The 19,877-nt window shown below is 48.4% G+C and carries 17 protein-coding genes and 1 pseudogene; 6 read left to right on the top strand and 12 right to left on the bottom strand.

Annotation, left to right across the window (positions count from 1 at the left end; genetic code table 11):
• Window positions 1-65 precede the first annotated feature (65 nt).
• Together dauA and FHP88_RS16280 are read left to right on the top strand one after the other, a co-directional pair.
• A complete protein-coding gene (dauA, locus tag FHP88_RS16285) occupies window positions 66-1,823 on the top strand; it encodes a C4-dicarboxylic acid transporter DauA (RefSeq protein WP_335341571.1) in 1,758 nt (585 codons plus the stop codon).
• A 187-nt stretch (window positions 1,824-2,010) separates the two neighbouring features.
• Window positions 2,011-3,243 carry an MFS transporter gene (locus FHP88_RS16280; protein WP_144360159.1) on the top strand — a complete coding sequence of 411 codons (1,233 nt, stop codon included), beginning with the start codon at window positions 2,011-2,013 and terminating at the stop codon, window positions 3,241-3,243.
• Between the two features lie 196 nt (window positions 3,244-3,439).
• Here the strand turns inward: FHP88_RS16280 and FHP88_RS16275 are convergent, their stop codons facing one another.
• The 7 genes from FHP88_RS16275 to FHP88_RS16245 all read right to left on the bottom strand — a co-directional run bounded on the left by FHP88_RS16275 (window position 3,440) and on the right by FHP88_RS16245 (window position 10,487).
• Window positions 3,440-4,273 carry a hypothetical protein gene (locus FHP88_RS16275; protein WP_144360158.1) on the bottom strand — a complete coding sequence of 278 codons (834 nt, stop codon included), beginning with the start codon at window positions 4,271-4,273 and terminating at the stop codon, window positions 3,440-3,442.
• 111 nt (window positions 4,274-4,384) lie between these two features.
• Window positions 4,385-6,106 (bottom strand): nickel-dependent hydrogenase large subunit, encoded by a 1,722-nt coding sequence (locus FHP88_RS16270; RefSeq protein WP_144360157.1) that lies wholly within the window; start codon window positions 6,104-6,106, stop codon window positions 4,385-4,387.
• Between the two features lie 131 nt (window positions 6,107-6,237).
• Window positions 6,238-7,524 carry a (Fe-S)-binding protein gene (locus FHP88_RS16265; protein WP_144360156.1) on the bottom strand — a complete coding sequence of 429 codons (1,287 nt, stop codon included), beginning with the start codon at window positions 7,522-7,524 and terminating at the stop codon, window positions 6,238-6,240.
• Complete coding sequence (locus tag FHP88_RS16260; protein ID WP_144360155.1) at window positions 7,521-8,183, bottom strand: hypothetical protein; 663 nt, start codon at window positions 8,181-8,183, stop codon at window positions 7,521-7,523. Before FHP88_RS16260 ends, FHP88_RS16265 begins: the two co-directional genes overlap by 4 nt.
• Window positions 8,180-9,271 (bottom strand): hydrogenase small subunit, encoded by a 1,092-nt coding sequence (locus FHP88_RS16255; RefSeq protein WP_144360154.1) that lies wholly within the window; start codon window positions 9,269-9,271, stop codon window positions 8,180-8,182. The genes FHP88_RS16260 and FHP88_RS16255 overlap by 4 nt, the downstream gene beginning before the upstream one ends.
• A gap of 76 nt (window positions 9,272-9,347) precedes the next feature.
• On the bottom strand, window positions 9,348-9,800 hold the full coding sequence (locus tag FHP88_RS16250) for a hydrogenase expression/formation protein (protein ID WP_260843347.1): 453 nt from the start codon (window positions 9,798-9,800) through the stop codon (window positions 9,348-9,350).
• Between the two features lie 201 nt (window positions 9,801-10,001).
• Window positions 10,002-10,487, bottom strand: a complete 486-nt coding sequence (locus tag FHP88_RS16245) for a HyaD/HybD family hydrogenase maturation endopeptidase (protein WP_144360153.1) — start codon at window positions 10,485-10,487, stop codon at window positions 10,002-10,004.
• Between the two features lie 149 nt (window positions 10,488-10,636).
• On the opposite strand from FHP88_RS16245, the gene FHP88_RS16240 reads away from it, so the two are divergent.
• The 4 genes from FHP88_RS16240 to FHP88_RS16225 all read left to right on the top strand — a co-directional run bounded on the left by FHP88_RS16240 (window position 10,637) and on the right by FHP88_RS16225 (window position 16,916).
• On the top strand, window positions 10,637-10,936 hold the full coding sequence (locus FHP88_RS16240) for a hypothetical protein (protein ID WP_144360152.1): 300 nt from the start codon (window positions 10,637-10,639) through the stop codon (window positions 10,934-10,936).
• Window positions 10,937-11,499: 563 nt separating this feature from the next.
• The gene (locus tag FHP88_RS16235) at window positions 11,500-14,787 is read left to right on the top strand and encodes an LAGLIDADG family homing endonuclease (protein WP_144360151.1); all 3,288 of its coding nucleotides are present in this window, start codon (window positions 11,500-11,502) and stop codon (window positions 14,785-14,787) included.
• An 87-nt stretch (window positions 14,788-14,874) separates the two neighbouring features.
• Window positions 14,875-15,564, top strand: coding sequence for an NrdJb (locus tag FHP88_RS16230; RefSeq protein ID WP_144360150.1), 690 nt, complete (start codon window positions 14,875-14,877; stop codon window positions 15,562-15,564).
• A 149-nt stretch (window positions 15,565-15,713) separates the two neighbouring features.
• Window positions 15,714-16,916 carry an ImmA/IrrE family metallo-endopeptidase gene (locus FHP88_RS16225; RefSeq protein ID WP_186297764.1) on the top strand — a complete coding sequence of 401 codons (1,203 nt, stop codon included), beginning with the start codon at window positions 15,714-15,716 and terminating at the stop codon, window positions 16,914-16,916.
• A gap of 192 nt (window positions 16,917-17,108) precedes the next feature.
• On the opposite strand, the gene FHP88_RS16220 is transcribed toward FHP88_RS16225, so the two are convergent.
• The 5 genes and pseudogenes from FHP88_RS16220 to FHP88_RS19410 all read right to left on the bottom strand — a co-directional run.
• Window positions 17,109-17,426 carry a CcdB family protein gene (locus tag FHP88_RS16220; protein WP_144360148.1) on the bottom strand — a complete coding sequence of 106 codons (318 nt, stop codon included), beginning with the start codon at window positions 17,424-17,426 and terminating at the stop codon, window positions 17,109-17,111.
• Window positions 17,426-17,674, bottom strand: a complete 249-nt coding sequence (locus FHP88_RS16215; RefSeq protein ID WP_144360147.1) for a type II toxin-antitoxin system CcdA family antitoxin — start codon at window positions 17,672-17,674, stop codon at window positions 17,426-17,428. The genes FHP88_RS16220 and FHP88_RS16215 overlap by 1 nt, the downstream gene beginning before the upstream one ends.
• Window positions 17,675-17,824: 150 nt before the next feature.
• Window positions 17,825-18,316 (bottom strand): inorganic diphosphatase, encoded by a 492-nt coding sequence (locus FHP88_RS16210; protein ID WP_144360146.1) that lies wholly within the window; start codon window positions 18,314-18,316, stop codon window positions 17,825-17,827.
• Between the two features lie 293 nt (window positions 18,317-18,609).
• Window positions 18,610-19,302, bottom strand: a complete 693-nt coding sequence (locus FHP88_RS16205) for a PEP-CTERM sorting domain-containing protein (protein WP_260843346.1) — start codon at window positions 19,300-19,302, stop codon at window positions 18,610-18,612.
• A 443-nt stretch (window positions 19,303-19,745) separates the two neighbouring features.
• A pseudogene (locus FHP88_RS19410) lies at window positions 19,746-19,877 on the bottom strand (permease); the annotation flags it as partial.

The raw sequence follows: 19,877 nt of genomic DNA, 5'->3' as shown, positions 1-19,877 counted from the left end.
CAGTTAAAAAAATGAGGTGGAACGTCATGACATAACAGAAAGCTAGAAAGTATTCTGATTTTTCGATTATTCTACTGCCTCGTTACAGCACAGCAAAAATCAAGCGAGCCAAAATGCTATCTGCACTAAGAAGGTCGTTACAAAGCAAACCATCGTATCAAGATATCCAGGCTAATGTGTTAGCCGGATTAACCGTTGGTGTTATCGCACTTCCGCTCTCCATGGCTTTGGCTATAGCCAGTGGTGTACCACCACAACATGGCCTTTATACGGCAATAGTCGCTGGCATTATTATTGCGATAACAGGTGGATCTAAGGTCAACATATCTGGGCCTACAGCCGCATTTGTGGTCATTCTTTTGCCGATTGTTCAGAAATTCGGTTTAGGTGGTCTGTTAGTTAGCGGGCTTATGGCTGGTTTTATTCTTGTTTTGATGGGTGTCGGAAAGCTTGGGCGGTTGATCGAAATAGTGCCATATCCTGTCACCGTTGGGTTTACCGCGGGAATTGGCGTGGTTATTGCCACTTTCCAAATAAAAGATTTCCTAGGTCTTAGCATTGAATCTGTCGATGGCCATTATCTGGACAAGTTATCGGCCATTCTATTTTCATTACCTTCTATCGATTGGAATGAAACCCTAATTGGCGTTTTAACGATGACGGTTTTGTTAGTTTGGCCAAAATTCCGCTCAAAGATCCCTGGTCATCTTGTTGCGCTACTTGTTGGCACTCTTTTAGCTTGGATGCTTAGCCTTTATATGCCCGGTTTCTCTGTTGCAACTATCGGTAGTCGCTTTTCATTTGATATAAATGGGATAACAGGAAACGGGATTCCACCCATCCTCCCAACATTTGATTGGCCGTGGCATTTGCCAGGCGCGGACGGAGCGCCTATCGGTTTAAGTTTTGAACTTGTCAGACAACTTCTTCCGTCAGCGATTACGATTGCTATCCTAGGCTCTCTGGAATCATTGTTATGTGCTGTTGTTGCCGACGGTATGTCTGGTAAAAAACATAGTCCAAATGATGAACTGATTGGCCAGGGAATCGGAAATATCATCGCCCCACTATTTGGTGGAATACCTGCTACTGCTGCAATCGCCCGTACAGCGGCGAATATCAAGTCGGGTGGAACTCTTCCGCTAGCATCAGTCGTTCATGGTTTGTTCATATTAGTCAGCATCTTACTGCTTGCTCCTTTATTGTCTTATATTCCGATGGCATCAATGGCAGCATTGCTGTTGATGGTTGCCTGGAACATGAGCGAGGCCAAACATTTTATTCGCACGGTCAAAATAGCGCCAAGAGATGATGTATTTGTCTTGGTATTGTGTTTTCTGCTTACTGTCCTGTTTGATATGACAGTCGCCGTTGCCGTGGGAATGGGATTAGCGGCCATGCTGTTTATTAGAAGAAGTATTAGCCTGACCCAGACATCTATGGTTGAAGGCGATCATACAGATTATGATATGCCTGATAGTACGGTAGTTTATGATATTAATGGGCCATTATTTTTTGGTTCTGCCCAAAAAGCACTCAGAACAATTGCTTCAGTTCGACCGGATGTACGGGTAGTGATACTTGATATGTCGGAAGTCACTCTTCTGGATATGAGTGCTATCGTTGCTATGGAGTCAATAGCAAATGATTTACAAAAGAAAAATATTGGACTGGTAATAAATAATCTACAACCACGCTTGATACTAAAGCTCCGACGTGCCGGGGTTAGAAAGCGATTGGGTAAGGTAGCCTTTTCGAGGACTCTTAACGACAGTTTCGAAGCAGCAAGAAAAATGCTCTTACAATCACCACTCGGTCAATAAAAAGTGGCGCGGTGGTGAATTCACCTATGCCCCTGTTGATTACTCACAAGGAGTAAAGCCCCCTCATCATCGATGCTACACTAATTTTGGGACAACCCACAGGGTCGACTGCAATGCCATGTAGTAGAATAGGTTTCCATTTTACAAATGTCTGAAACAGTATATATATCGAAGTAGCCATCGGAAAATGACCTCTACAATCTTAATTCTATTATCGGGTTTAAGTATTCTGCTTATCGGCATCGGTCTGCTGGGCACATTGTTAGGGGTACGTGCAACACTTGAATCCTTCAATAATATAGAAACCGGTTTGATTATGGCCGGCTATTATGCAGGCTATATTGCAGGAACGCTCCTATCACCCCGTATTATTCGGAATGTAGGGCATATCCGTTCATTCGCTGCTTTTGCCGCTGCGGGTGCCGTATCAAGTCTTGCTTTTGGCCTATTGATCGACCCCGCTGCATGGTTTGTTCTACGCATACTCAACGGACTATGTGTTGTTGGTCTGTATATGGTTGTAGAGAGCTGGCTGAATGAACAAGCGGCAGGACCATCCCGCGGTCGTATTTTTTCCTTTTACATGATGAGCACTTTAATCGCACTGGGAGCAGGCCAGTTTTTATTGATGGCGGGTGATACCTCTGAACTGACCCTGTTTGCGATTGCCGCTATATTGATCTCTCTGGGGTTAATTCCGGTTGCGATAACACGCGTACATGAACCCAGCATCGCACCTGAGAAGACGTCTGATTTTATGGGGCTGTTGAAGTCAGCCCCTCTTGGAACAATTGGCGCCCTGTCTGCCGGGCTAGTGAATGGTGCCTTCTGGGGTATGACTCCCGTATTTGGTCAAAGCCTGATGTTGGATGAATCACAAATTGCATTGATTATGAGTGCCACCATATTTGGAGGAGCCATTTTACAGTGGCCGATCGGACATCTTTCTGACCGTTTTGATCGGCGAAGCATTCTTATACTGATCAGCTTTGTAACAGCGATAGTAGCATCAGTTTCGGCTTTCATTGTGATCAGGAATTACCCAGGACTCATCCTGTCATCCTTCATCTATGGAGGGCTCATGTTCTCTCTCTATGGTATCAGTGTTGCGCATACTTATGATCAGATCGAACACGGTCACGAGCTTGAAGCAACGCGTGCACTGCTTTTGGTCTATGGCATCGGTGCTTTTACAGGACCACTGTTGGCTGGCGTCTGCATGGAGAAATTTGGTCCGGTAGGGTTGTCAGTAGTCTCTGCAACAACCGTTACTCTGCTCGCTCTATATGGGCTGTATCGTGTAACTCGCCGCGCTGCCCCCCCACTCGACCAGCAAACAGAATTTGTTCCAATGGTACGTACCACACCCGTGGCGCTGGAAATGCATCCTGAAGTTGATGCCAGTTCTGAAACAAGCTGACGCCTAACCACGATCTGCTGTTCGAAGGGTAACAAGTTGAGTATGAGTGGAAACATTTATGCGCGAAGCTGGCTGTTCGCGATCCTTCATGGCTTGAAACATTCACCTCAGTGACTTTACCCCAACCACATCCACTGTTTCAGCTTGTTCCAGGGCCGATTGCGGATTGGGAAATCATCCGTTAATTGTAGACATCTTAATTACGATCAAGCCACTTCAGGCCCACCCAGGCATAGAGTCCACCCGCAATCAGACCACCCATTGCTCCACCCAAGATGGCACCCATGATCTGTTTGAATCCTACCTGCCCGATGGAAGGCTCTATGACTTGATAGCTGGTTAGTACTGCTTCGTGTACTGTCCAGATGCTACTGGCAATGACCAGTGAAAGCGCACCGGCAACAACGGAACCCACGAGTGGCAGCGGGAGTTTACATTCCAGTTTGCTGATGATTTGAAAAATGCCATAGATGTAAAACGTACCTGTAATTGGCACTAAGAGTGCACCTGCCAGAAAACTGTTGAAGGTAATCCCTGCGCTGGTAACGACCCAGAGGATACAGCCAGCAATGGTACCTGCTATCAGTCCTGTGAGTGCCTTCATCAATGCACCGCTTACGGCATCATGCGTATTGCCATAAAGAAATCCTGCAACGATGCCGGCAAAGAGTGAGAGCATAGCCAGTTCATTCATGTGCAGATTTTCAACGGCAACCATATAGCCAATTCCAGAAGCGGCTCCTGCCAGTGTACCGATGATGGCTACTTGGAACGATCCATAAAAAGCTGCACCCACCGCACCGGCAAATGCAGCAGCGGGTATCATCACAAGATGTCCTAACGCGAGGGGCTCCAGCATGCTGGTAAAACCGATATAAAGTCCGCCGAAAATACTGCCGACAAAACCCCAGATAATGGCACGGACAACAATTTCCGACTTGTGATGGGTAATTTTTCTACTTGTTGCAGGCGCGGAAATATTGGATTGGATACCATCACGTTGGATGGCGATACTGCTGGATTCTTTCATTACGTACTGCTGTATGTGGATTAATAAACGTGAGTGTACATTGGCGTGTACTGCATACGTTATACGCCCCTCCCCCGCATAGGAGAGAGGCGTATGACGGTGTAACGATTATCAGGTCACTTTGACCTGTACCATCTCTTCGCCATCTTCATCAGAGAGATGTACGGCGCAGGCAATACAGGGATCAAAGCTGTGAATGGTACGCAGAATCTCAATCGGTTGCTTGGGATCATGCAGTTGATGATTATCCTGAAGCGCGGCTTCATAGGCACCGGGAACACCATCAGGGTCTCTTGGGCCTGCATTCCAGGTTGATGGCACTACGGCCTGATAGTTTTTGATCTTGGTGTCTTTGATAACAATCCAGTGACCCAATGCACCACGAGGCGCTTCCATGTAGCCCGCTCCCTGACACTCACTGGGCCAGGTGGAGGGATCCCACAGCTTATCGTTGAAGGTCTTGCTATCACCCGCCTTGATATTGGCAATCAAATCGTCATACCAGCCTTGCATACCATCCGCCAGGATTTTAGATTCCAGTGTTCTGGCAGCGGTACGTCCCAGGGTTGAGAAGAGCGCTTCAATCGGCACATCGAGTTTCTTTAATGCAAAACCTGCCAACTCTTTGGTGGGCTCATGTCCCTTTGCATAGAGCAACAGGACGCGTGCAAGCGGCCCTACTTCCATTGAGTGGTTTTTCCAACGGGGTGATTTGAGCCAGGAGTAGGCTTGTTCCACATCGAGATGTTTATAAGGTGGTTTCGGCCCGGTGTAATTCAGATTGGTTTCACCATCGTAGGGATGGAGTCCTTTATCCTTGCCCTCATCATAATCATACCAGGAGTGTTTGACGTATTCCTGAATCTGCGACGCATCATGCACATCCACTTCATGGATAGTGCTGAGATCACGATTCAATATGACACCCGCGGGGAACAAGAAACCGGAGGGATCACTCATGCTTGTTGAGGGCAGATCGCCATAACACATAAAGTTACCCAGCCCTTCACCGCGCTTGAACCAATCTTTATAGAACGAAGCGACTGCGAGTGTATCAGGCAGATAGACTTGATCAACAAACGCTCGCATCTGGGTGATGATGTCCTGTACCTGGGAGAGCTTCTTGGCATTAATGGCTGAATCAGAGTTCAGATCAATGGGCGATGCCACACCACCGACCAGAAAGTTTGGATGAGGGTTCTTGCCACCGAAGATCGCGTGGAGTTTTGCCACATCACGTTGCCAGGTCAGTGCTTCCAGATAATGCGCCACTGCCATCAGATTGGCCTCAGGCGGCAGTTTGTAAGCCGGATGTCCCCAGTATGCCTTGGAGAAGATACCCAACTGGCCGCCATCGACAAAGCCTTTCAGTTTTTTCTTAACGTCTGAAAAATAACCCGGCGAAGATTTTGACCAGCTACTCAGTGATTGCGCCAAATCAGATGTCGCTTTTGGATCGGCGCTCAATGCGGATACCACATCCACCCAGTCAAGTGCATGCAGATGATAGAAGTGCATCACATGATCATGGATGTATTGTGCCCCAATCATCAAGTTACGAATCAGTTGGGCATTCTTTGGAATCTCGTAATTCAGAGCATCTTCTACAGCTCGTATCGATGCCATTCCATGTACCAATGTACAGACACCGCAAATGCGTTGTACATAAGCCCAGGCATCTCTTGGATCGCGCCCCTTGAGGATGGTTTCGATACCCCGCACCATGGTGCCGGATGAGTAGGCCTGACCAATATTGTTGCCATCCATTTGCGCTTCGATACGCAGGTGGCCCTCAATACGAGTGATCGGGTCGACGACTATGCGTTCGCTCATAACTCTGTTCTCCCATAACCGTCCGTTTTCAATTGGACGGATGTTCGCGCCTGTGTGCGCTACTGCAATCGTTTGTTATATCTGAACCAGTCTCCCCCACCCCATTTATCATGGTATGGGAGAAGCCGGCGTTAACCCTTCTCTTCGGCTTGTGCTTCATCCACAACCAGATGATCAGCAATCAACTCAGACAGACCGATGACGGGTAACTCGACCTTGTACTCTTCGAGCCCCTCTTCAATCACCAGACGGCAGTTTGCACAGGCCGTCACCAGCACATCTGCGCCGGTCTCTTCTATCTGATCTTTCTTTTTCTTGAATACCTTGATGCGTAGCTCTTCAGCATCTTCATTACTGGAGACACCGCCACCGCCACCGCAGCACCAGTTCATCTTGCCGTGATCTTTCATCTCGGCAAAGTTAGTGGTGACCATGTTCATCAGTCTGCGTGGACCCTCGATCACACCACCTTTTCTGGCCAATGAACAAGGGTCATGGAAGGTGTAACAGTCAGTTTCCAGATCCTTTGTCTTGATCTTACCGGCCGCACGAAGCTCATCCAGCAACTCAAGAATATGCAGCACCCGGAAAGTGAACGGACGTCCAATCAGATTGGGACCATCCCAACGAATCGCGGTATAGGCATGACCGCACTCTGGGCTGATAACATTTTTGACTTTCAGGCGTTCTGCACCATCGACAATGCGTTGCACCAGAATGCGTGCGATATCCGTTGAACCGATCTGGATACCCGAGTTGGTGGCCTCAAAGGCCGTTGAGCAAAGTGTCCAACTGATGCCAGCTTGTTTAAAGATCTTTGCCAAGCCTTCCAGGTATTCTGGGAAGTTCATGATCTCCATGGATGAGAGCAGTACCAGATAATCCGCACCCTCGGCATCCATTGGGATCTTCAGACCTGTATCAGCTTCAATATGTTTTATCTGGGCTTCCAGCGCACTGAGTTTGACACCCATGGGACTACCAATGGTAACCGCACGCATGGACGCACCCTTGACGCCTTCAGGCGCATTGCCCGAAGCCACCATGCCTTCACGCGTCTTGCGTACCATATAGGCAATATCATTACCGACCGGACAGATCATCGAACAGCGTGCGCACATTGTGCAACTGTCATAGAGCAGTTCTTGCCACTCTTCCAACATCTCATCGGTAACGGGCTTATGCAGACCCAGGGCCTTTTTAATCTTTCCAATCAGTGTGTACTCAGACTCCCAGACACGACGCAAGGGTTCCAGTTTATAGATGGGCGTGTATTTTGGATCACCCGTCTCGGTATAAAACAGGCAGGCCTCGGCACACATGCCGCAACTGACGCAACTGGAGAAGAAGGCCGCGACGGGTGCATCGATCTGCTCTTTGAGGGCATTGATGCCTCTTTCAAGTGTGGCTTCACTCATGACTCAACTCCCCGACGGCCATTCATCGCGCCGTTATACCAGCGTGAAAGAAATACAGTGAACGTGTGCATCAGTTTGGTAAATGGAAACGCAATCATGAGCGCCTCAACACTGAGCACATGCAGCCCGAGAATCAATGGATAGGGATCCACCATCCGATGGTAGGCGAGATAGCCTGTGAGAATGGGCAGGAATGTCAACGTCCATACCAGCCAATCCTCAAAGGTTGTGATCTTCTGCATCACAGGATTCATGATCCGGTGCCAGAGCCCGGCCAGCAATCCTATGAGGGCCAACACAGCGGCAGCATCCACAATAGGTGTTGGCAGACCTGGCCAGCCGAAACCGAAGGTAGCCCTGAACAGTTCAATATGTGGCACAAACATAATCAGGCTAATGAATAACCCGATGTGGAACATATAGCCTGTTACCACGGTCAGTGGCTGTCTTCTGAAGGTGCCCAGATCGGGTACAGACCGGCTGAATATAGTTCTCATGCCGGGGCCGAACTCGGTCCCTTTCGCTTCTGCCAGATTTTGTTTGCGACCGAGTGAGATAATTTCAAACAGTCGTAATATCACGCCGATCACAAAGATCGTAACGGCCACATCGAATGCCGTACTGCGTGTCCAGATGAGAAAGTCCATCGGTTCGTTCATGATGATTTCTCCAGATCGTCAATAGTGACGGTTCCGTGTGCCTTGGTTGCCTCATCTTTGTTTTTATAGTTGAGGCCAGCAGCAGCGGCACCGAGTGCCAGACCGGCCGCAGCGGCAAAAGCTACCGTCTGTGAGTTATCACTGATTGGGACAGAGAGTGCGTTGTAGAAGCCGCCTGCATCCCAGAAACGCGGCTCGGAACAACCGAGACAACCGTGACCAGACTCTACTGGCCAACTGGTGCCCTGATTCCATTTGGCCGTAGCACAAGCGTTGTAGGTCATCGGCCCTTTACAACCGAGTTTGTAGAGACACCAACCTGCCTTTGCGCCTTCATCATCAAAGGTTTCTGCGAACTTACCTTTGTCATAGAACGGACGGCGATAACAGCGATCATGGATACTCTGTCCATAGAAAACCTTTGGACGATTGTATTGATCCAGGTCGGGGATACTGCCAAAGGTCAGGAAGTGAGCCAATACGCCCGTGATGACGGTAGGAATCGGCGGACAGCCAGAGACATTGATAATGGGCTTGTCTTTTATGATGTCGGATACTGAGACAGCACCAGTTGGATTAGGATTGGCCTGAGGTAATCCACCGAAGGCCGCACAGGTACCTACCGCAACAATGGCGGCAGCATCCTTTGCAGTCTCTTTCAGCATCTCAAGGTTACTGATGCCCGCAATGGTTGAATAGCCGGGATCACCTAATGGGATAGAACCATCCACAACCAGGATATATTTCCCCTTGTTTTCATGCATGGCAGCTTCGCGAGCCGCTTCAGCCGCTTCACCTGCAGCTGCCTGCAAGGTGTGATGATAGTCCAGGGAGATATGATCAAAAATCAGGCTTTCCACGGAGGGAGAGTGACTTCGGGTCAAGGATTCGGTACAGCCTGTACACTCCTGAAAGGAGAGCCAGATGACCGAAGGTCTTTTCGCCTTTTCAAGTGCCTCGGCAATTGCCGGGACCATAGTCGGCGGTAGCGCCATGAGTGAGGCTGTAGCGGTACAGAACTTCAGAAATCCGCGCCTCGATACCCCGTGACGTCTCAGGCTCTCGCCCAGGGTGTTTTTTTCAGCCATGTTACCTCCCAATGTACTTCGATATCTGTTCGTTGATTTTTATTGATCTTATTTCCGGTAAACATCCACACTGGCGTTACTGAATCGCCGGTGATCCTCCATTCAACTTCTGCTTCTCTACTTCAACCACCTCACCCAGTAAGTCGAGGCTTTCGTACATATCTTCAGTTTGTGCCCGTAACAGTTCGGGTATATCAATTATTTCTATCTGAAAAGCGATACGCTCATCCTCACTGTTATAGTGATCAACCAGCCAGACGCCTGCAAAGCGCGTCTCCGTCACTGTCGTCTTTCCCAGTGTATCCAGCGTGGCTTGTACCTCTCCTTTGCCCAGTAAATTGATTAATCGTGCTTCATCTCCGGGTCCAAAGGGAATGGCGCGAAGATCTATTATTGTTGACTCCCCAGTACGAACCAGGCGCTTTAGCGCATGACTCACTTCATTCAGGAGTGGCAGCGTATTGTGTGACATCCCCGCCAGCCCACAACTGGAAGGTGATTCAGAAGATTTATTATCAAATACGCTCATATGCTTATTTACCCTTGACACAAGACTACCGCTGATTGAGTTAAACGTTGATGACGTAGGTCATGTTCCCTATGCTTTCTAGGTAATTTCTATTTAGTCACTCAATTACAACGACTTAACCTGAAATGTCTCGGCCGATATCAGATCGCTCCTCAGCGAGAAATCGAAACACTTCACAAAACTTAAACTGGGCAATACGTACTATTTTTGCATCCCCCATCGATCAATCAGTTTAATGACAATATCAGCCGCCTGGGGAATAGCTGGCGCAACGCTGGCTGTCGGCTCATCACCCCAATCCATGCTCTCGGGTTCAATACCAATCAGCGCCCGATTCTCGGGATAGTGATCACTCAAACGCGCAATATCCAATAAATCAGTCAAACCAACCTCATGCACACTCTGGCGATTTCCGGTCAGGTAGCGATCCATTTCGTTGCCCTCATAACAGACCACGCTACCAGGCGCCCCTCCTGTTCTGGCTGCATCAACCACAATGAGCTGTTCATGCTCAGCAAGGAAGCCCGCCAGCGAGAAACTTAGCGTCCCACCATCGACGAAAGAGACGTCCTCCTTCTCTGGATAGATCTTCTGTAAATGTTCAATGACATGAATGCCCACACCTTCATCGGTCATGATCGTATTGCCGATCCCAAGAACCAGTGTTCGCTTGCTATCAATAGGCATCGTTTTCCCTTATAAAAGAATTCTGTGTATATATTAACTTATTATTGTTTTCTTATTATATGATCTGAATCAATATCAATTTGTACATCTACTATTAAGCTATTTAGTGCGAAATTGCGTCACAAATCAACTTAGATCGGAGGGATGACATGAATAAGACTCACAAATTTTTGACTGCTGCACTCATAGCCACCTCTGCGGCTATGGCACCACTCACTGCGGATGCTTTCTGGGGCTGGGGTCCATGGAACGATGGTTGGGGTGGCCCCTGGGGTGGTGGACCTTGGGGAGGATATCCCTATTACGGCGGCTATCCAGGTTATGGCTATGGCTACCCGGCATACGGTTATCCTGGGTATGGATACGGCTATGCGCCCTACTATGGCGTACCTTATCTGCCTGCCGCCCCCCAAGCGCCTGCACCCGAAAAAAAAGAGGAAGCCAAGTAACCGGGATCGATCAACTTTTTCGGTAAACAGAATACCTGCTCTACAGGCTTCATGTATGAGCAGGTATTTCTCCCGATCGTAGACTCAGTTCATTAGGGCGGTAAATTGTTGCCAGTTCACGGCAAATAGCTATCAGTTGTGACCCGCTCCTAATAAAAACACAATATCTTGTGTTTTTATTATTTTCCTTTTTTTTCCGATACTTATGGGGACTTCACTCAAATAATGACAAACTATGTCATTGATTTCATTGTTTATTACTATTCTCTTATAAACATTTCTGATGCTTGACAGCGATCAATCCAAGTCATAATCTTCGCCCATCAAAACACAACATATAGTGTTTTTCAGCCAGCAATGGAAAGCCGAGCTACAATATATAGGGATAGAGCTTAATATATTGAACGGAAACCAGCCCTGGCACCCGTTATTTTTAAGTTAAAGACCATACTGAATTAGAAACTTTGAAAGTTGTACCCTGTATAGCTGCGCCAGCATCTAGCGGCTGGACCAATGCAGAGACGACAACACTATAAATATAAGAGCCGAAGGATTTGTGTGACATGAAAAGCGCCCACCTCAAAGCAGTACCCGATGCCGCCGTTGAGATTGCCCTACAACCGGCCTCTCTCGACATCTGGAACACTAAATACCGCCTGAAGGCCAAAGACGGTACGCCGGTTGATAAAGACATTGATGGCACCTATCAGCGTGTTGCCAAAGCCCTCGCTGAAATTGAGACCACACCGGAACTGCAGGAGGAGTGGGAAGGCCGTTTTCTCTGGGCCCTGCGTCGAGGTGCCATCCCGGCCGGACGAATCACCTCCAACGCCGGTGCTCTGGAACATAAACCGGCCACATCAACGATCAACTGTACGGTTTCCGGCACCATTTTTGACTCGATGAACGAGATTCTTGGCAAAGTGCATGAGGCGGGCCTTACCCTCAAGGCCGGTTGCGGCATTGGTTACGAGTTCTCCACCCTTAGGCCCAAAGGCGCCTATGTCAGTGGCGCAGGTGCCTACACCTCTGGGCCACTCTCTTTCATGGATATCTACGACAAGATGTGTTTCACCGTCTCTTCTGCCGGTGGCCGTCGTGGCGCACAAATGGCCACCTTTGATATCGGGCATCCCGATGTGATGGATTTTATCCGTGCCAAACGTGAAGACGGTCGACTGCGCCAGTTCAATCTCTCCCTGTTAATTACCGAAGAGTTTATGGAAGCGGTAAAACAGGACGCGCAATGGGACCTGGCCTTCCCTGTTACAGAGAAAGAGGTGCAGGAAGACGGAATCAGTCTGAGTAACAGTGATCAAGTCGTCTGGCGCGAGTGGCCCTACAAAGAGAACTTTATTGTTGACGAAACCGGCACCAAAGTGGCCTGCAAGATTTACAAAACCATTCGGGCGCAAAGGTTGTGGGATGTCATCATGTCTTCCACATACGATTATGCCGAGCCTGGTTTCATCCTGATCGACAAAGTCAATGAGATGAACAACAACTGGTTCTGTGAAAATGTGCGTGCCACCAATCCCTGCGTTACAGCGGATACCTGGATTCAAACCAGCGCCGGCCCACGGCAGGTAAATGAGTTGATTGGCACTCCATTTGCTGCCCGCGTTGATGGTAATGACCACAACTCTGGAAGCGAAGGTTTCTTCAAAACTGCTGATAAAGCTGTCGTTCACCTGAAAACTACAGAAGGACACAGCTTGCGCCTCACTTCCGACCACCGGGTACGGCGTGTTACCAAATTTACGCGTTACCGTACCGAAACTGAGTGGTGTGAAGCTGGAGAGCTGGCTACAGGTGACCGGGTGCTACTCAACGACCACCGATCAAACAGTGAGTGGAGTGGAGAACAGAGCCATGAGGAGGGCTACCTGCTCGGCCTACTGATTGGTGATGGCACACTCAAGTCAGACAAAGCTGTACTCTCTGTCTGGAAAGCAGCTGCCGTGGCCAACGGCTGTAATGGCAACTTAGACCATGGAATAGAGGCTGTGATGCAAGAGGCTCTTGCCGCTGCTCACTCCCTGCCCCACCGTTCCGATTTCAGTGGCTGGATGGAAGTGCCGGGAAGAAATGAATTCCGACTGTCCACCAGCGCCATAAAAAAACTGGCTGAAAAGATGGGTATATACCCAGGCCATAAAGCAATCACCCCCCGAATGGAGCAGACCTCCAGCAGTTTCCACCGCGGACTATTACGCGGCCTCTTCGATGCTGACGGCTCAGTCCAGGGCAACCAAAAGAAGGGAGTGAGCATACGCCTGTCCCAATCCAGTATTTCTCTACTTGAAGCGGCACAACGCATGTTGCTGCGGCTGGGCGTCGCCTCAACGATCTACCGTGCCCGTCGTCCTGAAGGAACCAAATCACTACCCGATGGGAATGGAGGCTTACAAGAGTATGCCGTCAAGGCACAGCATGAACTTGTCATCAGTGGTGAGAATCTTAGCCAGTACAACAAGCTAATCGGTTTTGCTGACAGCAACAAGCAGGAGAAACTCGAATATCTGCTGAAAAACTACCAGCGCAGTCTGAACCGTGAGCGTTTCACTGCCCGGGTCGAATCTGTAGAATCCGCCGGTTTTGAAGCCGTCTATGATGTTCAGGTGCCCGGTATCAACACCTTCGACGCCAACGGTCTGCACGCCCACAATTGCGGCGAACAGCCCCTCCCCCCCTATGGCGCTTGTCTCTTGGGTTCGGTCAATCTGACCAAGTTTGTACGAAACGCCTTTAACAAAGAGGCCAGCTTTGACTGGGCTGAGTTCCGCAAAGTAGTGGCTATATTCACCCGCATGCTGGACAACGTGGTTGATATCAACGGACTACCACTGGAAGAGCAGCGCAAAGAGATCGAGCACAAGCGTCGGCATGGCATGGGCTATCTTGGCCTCGGTTCCTGCATGACTATGCTGGGCATGAAATACGGCGATGCCGCCTCTTTACGCTTTACCGAAAAAGTAACCAAAGAGTTGGCTCTTGTTGGTTGGGAGACGGGTCTTGAACTCGCGCGTGAAAAGGGCCCTGCCCCGATCATGGAACAGGAATTCACCATCACCAACGAGATGCTGACCCAGCGCCCCGAGATGGCAGTCGATAACTGGAAGATCGGCGACAAGATCAAGGGCAAGATTTTGCACGCCAAATACAGCCGTTACATGCAACAAATTGCAGCAGAACGTCCTGAGTTAGTCGAACAGATCGCTGAACACGGTTGTCGTTTCACCCATCACAGCTCTATTGCACCGACCGGCACCATCTCACTGTCGCTAGCGAATAACGCCAGTAACGGGATCGAGCCCAGCTTTGCCCATCACTATGCCCGCAATGTCATACGTGAAGGCAAAAAGAGTAAAGAGAAGGTCGATGTATTCAGCTTTGAACTGCTGGCCTATCGTGAACTGATAAATAAAGAGGCCATGCCCTACTCCAATGAGGCAGAGCAAAAGCTACCTGACTACTTCATCAGTGCCGATCAGATCTCGCCAAAACAGCATGTCGATGTACAGGCGGCCGCACAGAAATGGATCGACTCATCCATCTCAAAAACAGCCAACGTACCGACCGACTTTGATTACGAAGAGTTCAAGGACATCTATCTCTATGCCTATGAACAGGGTCTGAAGGGTTGCACCACCTTCCGCTTCAATCCCGAGGCATTCCAGGGCGTCCTGGTTAAAGAGGAAGACCTGGCCAACACCACATACAAATTTACCTTGGAAGATGGCACCGTGATTGAGGCCAAGGGTAATGATGAGATCGAATATGATGGCGAGATCCATTCGGCCGCCAACCTGTTCGACGCGATGAAAGAGGGTTACTACGGTAAATTCTAAACCGTAATAACAGAGAACAAACCTATCAGCCCCGATGCTGATAGAGAGGAATCAACCGATCAGTTAATACTGGCAGGGTTAAGTATCATGGCAATCAAGATTGACAGTAAAATCGTAAGCTACAGTGTTGCAAAAGATGAGCAGGCACCTGCTCCTGTTGAAGAGAAAGCGGCAGAAAGCAACATTATCCACATGCATGAAAAGGTCGCCCGACCCGAAATGCTGTTCGGCTCAACCTATAAGATCAGTACGCCACTCTCTGAGCATGCGCTGTATGTCACCATTAATGACATTATCCTGAATCATGGTACTGAGCATGAGGTCCGCCGCCCCTACGAAGTGTTCATCAACTCCAAGAACATGGATCACTTCCAGTGGATCGTTGCACTGACCCGCATTATCTCGGCCGTATTCCGTAAAGGGGGTGATGTCACCTTCCTGGTAGAAGAGCTGCGCTCGGTATTTGATCCCAGTGGTGGTTACTTCAAGAAAGGCGGCAAATACATGCCTTCACTGGTGGCCGAAATCGGTGACGCCATTCACTGTCATCTGGTGATGATCGGCCTATTGAAAGAAGATGGTCCTGATGAACATCAGCAGAAGTTGATCGATGAAAAACGCGCCCAATATGAAGAGTCCATCAACTTGCGGGACAAAGAGCACGACTGTGATTTTCCGGAAGGCGCCCAGCTTTGCAAAAAGTGCAACACCAAGGCGGCGATCATGATGGATGGTTGTCTCACCTGTTTGAACTGTGGTGATAGTAAGTGCGGGTAACGGTATTTAAAGATACAAAATTGGCTAGCATAAATTGAAAACAGAAAAGATGAGCTTAAAATCAACAAGTCTGCCCCCTTGAACTTTTGCCAAACGAGTATCAGACAGACGTTGGCGCAAAATATTATCGAATGCTAGGAAAATTGCTGATGTCCACAAAATATCGAGATCAGATCCGGATGATCCGCCTATTATTGGGCAACCCCTACGCGTATTTAAATGACGTAGGCGAGTTCGATGCCATTTCAAATCAATCAGAAACAGGCAAAGCGCTCATTTCGTCAAGCCGTAGAAAATACCAAAATCAATACGCCCACATAAATGGTACTGGTGGCTTCGACGCATTACCCAAAACACATAAGAGGCAATCAGCTTATTCTCCACCCGATTCGATTAATATTTCCGCAAGCAGAAAAAGCTACGGCAATCAATACGCTCACTTAAACGATACCGGTTTCTTCGATCATTCACCTAAAGCGCAAACTCCTCGCACCTACTCACGATCTCCTAAAATCACATCAGTTGCCGCTAGACGTAGAGAGTTAGGCAATCCCTATGCTTTCCTAAACGACACTGGTGGATTCGATACAGCTGATTTAGGTGAAAGCACCCTTCCAAGGCTACCACTAGCCAAACTCTCCTCCATAGCTAAATTGCCCGGAAAGAATCCGGTTAGCCGCATAGAGCAATTGGCCCATGAAATTCAAGTAGAAATATGGAATTTACGGCAACAAATGTGGCCTGATGGCGTACCAACAGATCCGGTGGATTTGCTTGATCCTTCAATAACATTGGGAGCAATTGGTTTTAATTACGCATTATCCGACTCTTTAGGATATTTTCCTGATCGCGGAACTGGTACAAAAGTAGCTGGTTATATTGATCAGAGTAAAAAAAGTGTCCGTATATCGCGGCATCTCCCTTATGAAACATTGCGTTTCACGGCAGCACATGAGCTTGGACACGCTATTCTTCATAATGATATCCGGATGCACCGCGATAGAGCCATTGATGGTTCCGTTTCACGCGCAGGCCGGAGGGAGCAAATTGAAGTCGAGGCCGACAAGTTCGCTTCAGTTTTCTTAATGCCAGAGAAACTTCTGCGGATTCGCTTCAAGCAGATATTTATGTGCGAAAGATTTGCTTTGAATCATGAAACTGCGTTTGCGCTTGATCCATCAGGCTTACTGAAGCTTAACAACAAAAATATCACCCGGAGAGAGTTGGCTAGGATATTAGCTAAAGCAGAGCGGTATAACACTCGCCATGTTATCCCATTGTTTATGCAATTCAAGGTATCAATGGAAGCAATGGCGATCAGAATCGAAGAACTGGATTTGATTGGAATGTAGATAGCCCGGTAGGGTGGGCACGTTTTTTGTGCCCACGGGTATGCTCCATAATTATCGCGTGGGCACACACGGCGTGCCCACCCTACCGATCTGTATCAGCCAACGCTCACAGTGCCAAAACAATGGGGGCAGTGTCATTGATTGGCAATCCGGGTGCCGAACTGAGTACCCGTTACTGGATGAAGACCGGCGTTAAATTCCAGTAACCAGAAAGTCTACCGCAGCGACAATTTTATCCCGATATGAGGTGAGTGATGATTCTTTCTGTTTTAAAAAGCTGACTGATACACTTGTGAGTTGGTGTGTAAGGAGCGCAAAATTCTTATTCTTGATCTTGATCACAGGGCAAAGATTTTCGGGATAAGCTTTGTCAGATTTACCAATGGGTGTTAGCGGAATGACTACTCTGCTATTCAGTGTGTTGAGTAGTCCATTCTGAATATCAATGAAATAGGGATAAGTCTTATTGGTATCCTTATCAGGATTAACATACAAGTCGAATTGATCCATTAGAACAGCCGGTGCTTGTCAGAGAAGAGACCACTTTGTTCCGCAAGTTCATTACAGGCCTCAATGGCTACACGATTGTCCTCTAACCATTGTCTGCGCTTCTCTTGGCGCACTTTTTCAATTAGCGCCTGCTCAAGTGTCGCAGAAAGGTTAATGTTCAGGTTGCGGGCTTCCGCCAATAACTCTTTGTTTATACTAAGGTTAGTGGCTTTTTTTTGAGCTGAGGCATCAATTAAAGGTTGCTTCATGTTGGGTTCCAGCATAGTTTATGCGCATTAATAATGCGCATAAACATAGTTGGAAATAATTAGCATGTCAACAACAGGGTGGCTACGCCACCTGTTCTTTCAGCTTTGAAATCAATGACACTGACCTTATTGATTATTGATTGCGCGGTCTTAATAAGATATCCGTGGGCCGCGCCAATCCGAACCAATCGGTTTGGCACGAGCGATGGCATCACTGGCCGTACCCCAACCCTCACAACGTGAGGGCCCTTGGCGACCCCGCCAAAAATTGAGCCAGCCTTTACAGAAGGCGTAGAAGTGAAAAAAACGCAACGCCGAGCGGCGCTGCTTGTCCCGCAACGGCTCGGCGCTACAGATCAGTTTGTCGTCATACATAAAACGCTCCGACAAGCCGATTGCCCCCCAGGCACGCACCCTGACCCGCGTCCCGAGCGGCAGCCGGGGGCCCAGCACGACCGCATCCAGCAGATCACCTTCCCCGCCGACATAGTTAGGAACACAACCGTAATTAAACGGGCAGGGAAATGGCGAGATGAAATCGACATGTCCACTGCTGCCGCGTTTCAGGAAGCTGAAGCGTGGGATCTCTATCACCACCTCCACCTCGGGTGGTTCAAGCTGTCGATCTTCAAATGATTGCATACTATAAGGATAGCGGAATTCCATTTTCGATTATATGTTACCGGCCACTTTGACAGGCTGAGCCTGACTAATAGCTCCACTGTGCACCCTCCAGAATCATTTTAAAACAGTTGGTTAGTGTCATTGATTGGCAATCCGAGTGTCGCTGTTAACGACAGCTTATGGATGGATCTTGCCTGTACAGTGATTAAGCGGACTTTGGTGAGGAAATTACACGGCCAACAGAAACATTCAAAGTACATGAAAAAACCCCGCTGGAGTGGAGTCGTAGCGGGGGTTTTGTTGTGTGCCTGTTATGCAGTGATCTTACTGCGATGCCGTCTAAAGCCGATACCGGCCAAGCCAGCCGCAAGCAACAAAGCCGTGCCGGGCACTGGTACTTGGCTCGCACACTGCGGAAGCGAGGGATTGGTAGCACAGATCGACAGCTGCCCAGTAAAACCGATATTGTTGAAGTCAACTTCTCCGTTCGAGCCTGTCAGTACAGCATTCACAAACTGAACCTCTGTAGGAAAATTGAGCACATAATTCTGTGCGCTTAATGGCGTGCTGTCACTGAATGGGCCCGTCTCCAGGTAACCGCCGAGGAATGGATTAACAACATCGAGTGTGCCGACTAATAACATTGCGTCGTCGAAGAACGTAAACGCGATATTATCTACGTCATAACCTTCACCCCAATAGTTCCAGAAGTGTAGAGTTGTCAGGTCGTACTCGGTACCAAAATCGAAATCCAGCTCCAGACTTCCACCACTGACCCAAACGTGCGTGGTTTGGGTGTGATATTCTTTCGCGATTGCCGAAGGTGCGTCAATCACACTAGCTAATGAAGCGGCAGTTGTTCGGTTGGAAAACGGCTCTGCAGTCATGCTAGAACCCAAAGCCACAGAGATATTTGAATTGTTAAGGTAGACTGCTTGCGCGTTTCCGGTGAAGAATATAGAAACGAACATCAAAGTAAATATTAGTTTTCGCGCCATTTTCATCTGTATTATTCTCCTCATAAACATAGTTATCCTACTGTTTATTTGCCGGGGAATTTGAACGCAAAATCCAAGCCAGAAAATATATACATAAGTAATAACATCAGCTTATTCAGCATTATAAATATTGTGGGATAATAAATTGTAAGATTTACTGACACCCTCCATAAGCAATCCATGTATAACTGCTGCGTGTCAGCAGTGGTCTTGATTCATATCGAAACGTAATCTTCGATTGTAGGTCCAAGGGGCTGTTATGGTCGCTTCGCGGACTTCCGAGCCAGGTAGGGTGGGCACGTTTTTTATGCCCACGCGCATGCTCCATAATTTCCGCGTGGGCACACACGGCGTGCCCACCCTACCGATTTTATAAAAAACAATGTGACCAGTGTCATTTATTGCAGTTAGCGCCTGCTCACAGGTGTTGTTTAGTATTCCAAAACAATTCAAGCAATCAGGTTAAAGACCCAGCCAACCAACACAAACGCGGTTGCCAATACGGCGGCGAACAGTGCCAAGGCCTGCCACTTAATGACTTTACGCAAGATCAACATTTCAGGTAGTGAAAGTGCTGCCAC

It is taken from the genome of Sedimenticola selenatireducens (assembly GCF_007625115.1).
Taxonomy (GTDB): Bacteria; Pseudomonadota; Gammaproteobacteria; order Chromatiales; family Chromatiaceae; genus Sedimenticola; species Sedimenticola selenatireducens_A.
This window is presented reverse-complemented; position numbering and strand designations above follow the sequence as displayed.